This is a genomic window from Nocardia otitidiscaviarum NBRC 14405 (assembly GCF_000308635.1).
In the GTDB taxonomy this organism is placed as follows: Bacteria; Actinomycetota; Actinomycetes; order Mycobacteriales; family Mycobacteriaceae; genus Nocardia; species Nocardia otitidiscaviarum.
Genome location: NZ_BAGD01000005.1, coordinates 1 through 1,012 on the forward strand (window position 1 = coordinate 1; position 1,012 = coordinate 1,012).

Consider the following 1,012-nt stretch of genomic DNA (forward strand, 5'->3'; position numbering starts at 1 on the left):
GCGGCCGTGCTGCGCGAGAACGGCGAGGCCGTTCCGGCTGACGGCGAGATCGTCGTCGACAAGGCGAACGTCGACTACATACAGGCGGTGGGGTAGTGGCGTTCGTGGTCTCCGATGGCGCGGTGCGGTCGCTGGCTCGGCCCGACCAGCCGCGGCAACCTGTGTTGCGGCTGTCGGATCGGCACACGATCGAGTACGCCGAACTGTGGCGCACTCAGCCCGCCGTCCGTACCTGTGTGTCGTTCCTGGCGCGCAATATCGCCCAGCTCGGAATCCATGTGTTCCACCGCAACGGCGACACCGACCGCGAGCGGCTCACCGAGCACCCGCTCGCGCTGCTGCTCGGCAACCCGAATCCGTGGACGACGCGATACCGGCTCATGGACGCGCTCGTGCACGATTTCGCGATCTTCGACCGGGCGCACCTGCTGAAGGCGAAGACCGCGAACGGGCTCGGCCTGATCCGGGTGCCGCCGCCGATCGTCACTGCCAAGGGCGAGAACTGGCTCACCCCCGAGGTATTCGAGATCGCGGGCACCAACGGCAAGCGTGAGGTCTCGGCCGATCAAATGGTGTACTTCCGCGGCTACGACGTGAACGGCGACCTCGGCACGTCGCCGATCGAGTCGTTGCGACAGATCCTCGCCGAGGAATTCGCCGGTACCCGGATGCGCGAGCAGGTGCTCCGCAACGGCGCGCGCATCGCCGGATACATCCAACGGCCGGCGGACCGAAAGTGGTCGGCCGAGGCGCGGGAGCGGTTCCGCAAGGAATGGCAATCGCAGTACACCGGCGACGGCCCGCAGGCGGGCGGCACGCCGATCCTCGAGGACGGCATGACGTTCGAGGCCGCGGCCATGACCGCCAGCGATTTGCAGTACCTCGAGGTGCGCAAGCTCTCCCGCGAGGAAGTCGCCGCCGCGTACTTCATTCCGCCGCCCATGGTCGGAATCCTCGACCACGCGACGTTTTCCAACATCACCGAGCAGCACAAGATGCTGTATCAGGACAC

1 protein-coding gene is annotated in these 1,012 nt (G+C 66.9%); it reads left to right on the forward strand.

Annotation, left to right across the window (positions count from 1 at the left end):
• Window positions 1-95: 95 nt before the first annotated feature.
• Window positions 96-1,012, forward strand: a 917-nt coding sequence (locus tag ON31_RS00020; RefSeq protein ID WP_039807854.1) for a phage portal protein, incomplete at its 3' end; no start/stop codon positions are given.